This window comes from bacterium (assembly GCA_021372535.1).
Classification (GTDB): domain Bacteria; phylum Latescibacterota; class Latescibacteria; order Latescibacterales; family Latescibacteraceae; genus JAFGMP01.
Map to the genome: position 1 here is coordinate 1 of JAJFUH010000211.1, position 4,821 is coordinate 4,821.

General features: G+C 54.9%; 4 protein-coding genes. All 4 read left to right on the plus strand.

Annotation, left to right across the window (positions count from 1 at the left end; translation table 11 throughout):
• The first annotated feature begins 59 nt into the window (after nt 1-59).
• Complete coding sequence (locus LLG96_18300; GenBank protein MCE5252157.1) at nt 60-857, plus strand: hypothetical protein; 798 nt, start codon at nt 60-62, stop codon at nt 855-857.
• Complete coding sequence (locus LLG96_18305; GenBank protein MCE5252158.1) at nt 854-2,044, plus strand: UxaA family hydrolase; 1,191 nt, start codon at nt 854-856, stop codon at nt 2,042-2,044. The genes LLG96_18300 and LLG96_18305 overlap by 4 nt, the downstream gene beginning before the upstream one ends.
• Before the next feature lie 151 nt (nt 2,045-2,195).
• Nucleotides 2,196-3,686 carry a neutral/alkaline non-lysosomal ceramidase N-terminal domain-containing protein gene (locus LLG96_18310; protein MCE5252159.1) on the plus strand — a complete coding sequence of 497 codons (1,491 nt, stop codon included), beginning with the start codon at nt 2,196-2,198 and terminating at the stop codon, nt 3,684-3,686.
• Between the two features lie 149 nt (nt 3,687-3,835).
• The gene (locus LLG96_18315) at nt 3,836-4,624 is read left to right on the plus strand and encodes an SDR family oxidoreductase (GenBank protein ID MCE5252160.1); all 789 of its coding nucleotides are present in this window, start codon (nt 3,836-3,838) and stop codon (nt 4,622-4,624) included.
• Nucleotides 4,625-4,821: the final 197 nt, after the last annotated feature.

Here is a 4,821-nt window from a genome sequence, read left to right on the forward strand (position 1 = left end):
GTTTCTGACGAGGCGGATTTCATAACTGGGCAGGTTATCGCCGTCGACGGGGGTGCGTTATGCTGAATCCCAAACGGGAGCATTTCATGAATTTCAGGGAGAAGCTTCGTTCCCATGATCCCGTATTCGGTCTCGTGATGCAGGGAACTATGACCTCGTGGGCGGAAATCATCGCCCTCACCGGTTTTGATTTTGTCTGGATCGACATGGAACACACCGCCATGACATTCTCCGAAGTCGAGCATCTCATCATTACGCTCGAAAATTACGGCTGTGTGCCGCTTGTCCGGGTACGCCGGAACGAGGCGAACTGTACCGGTCAGGTTCTCGACATGGGCGCCCGCATCGTGAACATACCCCATGTCGATACGGTCGAAGATGCGCTCGAAGCCGTCCGGAACGCCCGGTATTTCCCCCTCGGAAGGCGCGGTTATTCCACATGCAGCAGGAGCACACTCCAGGGAAAACAACGGCTCGACACATCGCTGATGGCCGAAAAAAACGATGAAACCATGCTCATGGTTCAGATCGAATCCGGGGAGGCGGTGCGTAATGTCGACGATATTGCGGCTGTGGAAGGAGTCGATATTCTCTTCATCGGATCTTCCGATCTCAGTCAGGATATGGGAATCACGCCCGATCCCCGTCACCCGAAGCTCGAAGAGGCTGTTCATACCGTGAGCAGGGCCATTAAACAGCACGGTAAAATCGGGGCGTTCATCGTTCCCGACCCTTCGAGGGTACCGTACTACTGCGACCTCGGTTTCAACCTTATCATCTGTGGCATGGACACCGCGATGTTCAGGAGCGCCGCGGAAACACTGCTCGCCCGGTTCAAGCCAGGAGACAAGGCATGAATACTTTTCGCGGCTACCCCCGAAAAAACGGTCCTGCCGGAATCCGTAATGTCGTTCTTGTCATTTCTGGCGATCTCTGCTGTAATCCATGGTCGAAAGCGATTGCGGCCCCGTTTGATAACTGCTATGCCCTCATGCACAAACACGGCGTCGGGAATTATGCCCCGGACAGGGTGCTTTTCAGACGTCTGCTCTCCGGAATAACCACGCACCCGAACGTGGCGGGTTTCGTGTTCGTCTCATCGGGCAACGAGGATCATACACCCGCCGAAATACTTGAAGCGGCGCGGCGTACGGGGAAACCATTCCATGTCGTCTCCGTCAAAACCCTCAAAGGCGGTGCTGCCCTCGTACGGCAAGGAAGAAAGCATGCCGACCGTCTGGTCAGGGAATCTCTCCGGGCCGAACGGGTCGAAACCGGCATCGATCAGCTCAGAATAGGGCTCAACTGCGCGGGAACAGACACCGCTTCCGCACAATCGTCGAATCTCGTCTGCGGCGCCGTGACAGACCGCCTTTCCGGGGCCGGAGCAACGGTTGTCCTGAGCGAAACACCCGACCTGATCGGGCTCGAAAGCGAACTCTTCGACCGGTGTGAATCGGAGCCCGACCGTAAAAAACTCCGCGAATTTGTACGATACCGCGAAGCCCGGCTCACCGCGACAGGTGAAAAAGCCGACGATATCGAGATGGTCGCCTTCAATGTCGAGGGCGGACTCGCGACGCTCAGGCAGAAAGCGCATGTTTCCATTCTCAAGGCAGGAACCGGAACATTCAGTGAGATTATCGGGTACGGGCAGGCGCCGTCGAAATCCGGCCTCGTTTTTATGGACGGCCCGGCGATGACCGATTTTGTCCTGACCGGATTCATGGGCGCCGGAGTGCACATCATGCTCAACACATGCGGTGAAGGCCCCGGAAATACCATGCCCTTTACCGTCGGAGCCGATATGCCTTCGCCGATTCTCCCGGTCGTCAAGATAACCGGGAGCGCCACATATTTCAGGCAGCGGGCAAACAGGATCGACTTCGATTCGAGTGCGCTTCTCACTGGAGCCGAGGATAAAAACCATGCCGCCGACCGTCTGATACGCATGATCGTCGATGTCGCTTCGGGCAAGCCGACACAAACCGAAAAGGGGCAGGATTACCTGCTCAACATCCCCATGCAGTTTCATCAGGCATGATACAGGATTATGGTCGGAAAATCAGAAATACGCACTTCGATCCAGCCTGAAGATTCAAATAATGCTTATCGATCCGAAGCAAACCGTCATTCGACAATTATTCATGCATTGAAAACACGAAATTATCATCCGACATGGAAGGAACAATCTCATGTATCATCTTTTCACCCGCCGCATGGCAATTTCAATCATAACGGTCATGGTAATAGCCCTACTGGCATGCTGTGCGGAAAAGACAGTTCAAACGCCATCACTGAAAGTCGGCGTCGGGGAAACAATCATTACCCCCGCCGGACCCTTCCAGATGGACGGTTTTGCCCGCAGCCAGGTCTCCACCGGCGTGCACGACGATCTCTATGCCCGCAGCCTTGTTATCGAGGACAGCAAGGGTACGGCAATCGTCATGATGACTGTCGCCCTCGTTGCAGTCCCCCGCGAGGATTTTGCCGTCATCAGGCAGGGTATAACCGATAAAACCGGCATCCCGCCGAACAATATCATGATTTCTGCAACCCATACACACTCGGGACCACGGTTACGTCAGGGCAATGTGTCCGTAGCCGGAGCGGTGCTTTCCAGTTCGGCGGAGCAGTCGCGAGAATCGATCGAGGTTTATCACAAACTCCTCATCGACCGTTGTATCGAAAGCGCGGTAACCGCATGGGAAAACCGGGTTCCCGGACGTATCGGCGTTGCGTCCACAACGGTGCTTGAGCTTGGCCGGAATCGCCGTACTCTGCTCTATGGGGGTCTCCATCCCGATCCCGAGGTGGGGTTGATTAAAATTGAGGACGCTGCCGGTAAACTGCTGGGAATCGCATTCAATTACGGCTGTCATCCTTCGACACTCGACTGGAAAAACACGCTCTTTACCGAAGACTGGCCGTACTTCGCCATTCGGGGAATCAAAAAGACGTTCGGGGAGCAGGTCTGGGCCGCGTTTTTCCAGTCCTGCGCGGGCGACATTGGAGTCGGATACAGCCCGGAATTGTCAGCAGTCGGTGTCGATATGCCTGTGCGGAATTACTGGTATGCCGAGGTCAAAGGAAACCAGATGGCGGCTGCCGTACGCAAAGCGCTGCCCGCAATCGTGACCGATGGCGACATCGGCCTCGCCGCGGCATGCGGGACATTCGAGTACCCGCTGCGCGAAGAATATCCCGTGGCACTCGACAAAGCAAAACGCGATGCCGATTCCGCAACGAAAATCCTCGCCGAACTCGAGAAAAAAACGGAGCTGGCGGGAACCCGTATTATCGACGAAGCTAAAGTCGCCGTTTTCCAGACCACACAGCGCCTGAACTCGGCCAAACGTTTCTACGAACCGAACCGCCCGGCTTCGCGCACCATCGAGCACCAGTGTTTCAGGATCGGAGACGCCATCTTCGTTTCGGTTCCCGATGAGGTTTTTTCGGAAATCGGTGTGGCAATCAAGGAGCAGTCAGCATTCGAAAAAACGTTCGTGATAGCCCTTACCAACGGTTATCGCGGCTATCTGCCATCGGCCAGGGAATTCATTGAGGGCGATTATGAGGTCGATGGCTCCGTCTACAGCCCGAAAGCGGAGAAGGTCTGCATTGAAGCATGTCTGGATATGATCGGGCGGGTTGCCGACCCGGGTAATTCACAGAAAAAGCAGTGAGGATACATATCATTATGCACGGCATTGAATCCCCGATTAATTAATCGGGACTTTTACATGCCCTCGACAGCAAACGACAACATATTTCATAATCTGGCGTGTGAAAAGATACTTTTCACCACCTCTCTCTGAAGAAGGAGCACAATCACATGACACACGGGCGGGTACAGGGTAAGGTGGCTCTCGTCACCGGCGGTGCGTCGGGCATCGGAGCAGCTGCCGCATCGCTCATGCACGATGAGGGCGCGGAGGTTGTCATCACCGATATTCATGAGCCGCAATCGCCTGAAACATCGGAAGCATTGACATTCTTCCACCACGATATCTCCGAAGAGGATACGTGGAAACGGGTGATCGGCCAAACAGTTGACCGTTACGGGAAGCTCGATATCCTCGTGAACTGTGCGGGAATCAACGGTACTACATTCAATGAGCCGCAGGACCCGGAGCATCTCGGCATCGAACAGTTCCGCAGGGTGATGCGGGTCAACGCGGAGGGAACGTTTCTCGGGTGCAAGCACGGCATCGCGGTGATGAAGGACAGGGGCGGTTCGATTGTCAACGTGGGATCGCTTTCTGCGATTCTCACCCTGCCGGGAATGCTCGATTATGCGTCGAGCAAATCGGTCATACGGTACCTGACCAAGGCGGTCGCCCTCCACTGCCTCAACAAAGGCTACAATATCCGGTGTAACCTCGTCTCGCCGGGAGCGATCTATACGCCGCTCTGGGATCCCATATTCGCAAAATGCGAGGATAGAACCGCTTACGAAAACACCACCCGCGATACGATACCCATGAAACGATGGGGAATGCCCATCGATGTGGCGTATGCAATCCTCTATCTTGCCTCGGATGAGGCGAAGCACGTGACCGGCACGAATATCACGGTGGACGGCGGTCAGCTTGTCAGCGGTCAGGGAACACGGGGACGGTGATTTCAGGAGAATTATGGATTATTCATTCAGCCCCAGAACTGTCCGGTTAAACTACAGAGTACCTTTTATTTGCAGTAGAATATGATAGTTGCCACTCTTAACCATGGAAACTCACCCCGCGCATAACACCTTGATAAAATAGATGTTAGCGGGCGCTTCCCCTCTCTTGTGGCAAGAGAGGGGGCAGGGGGTGAGTT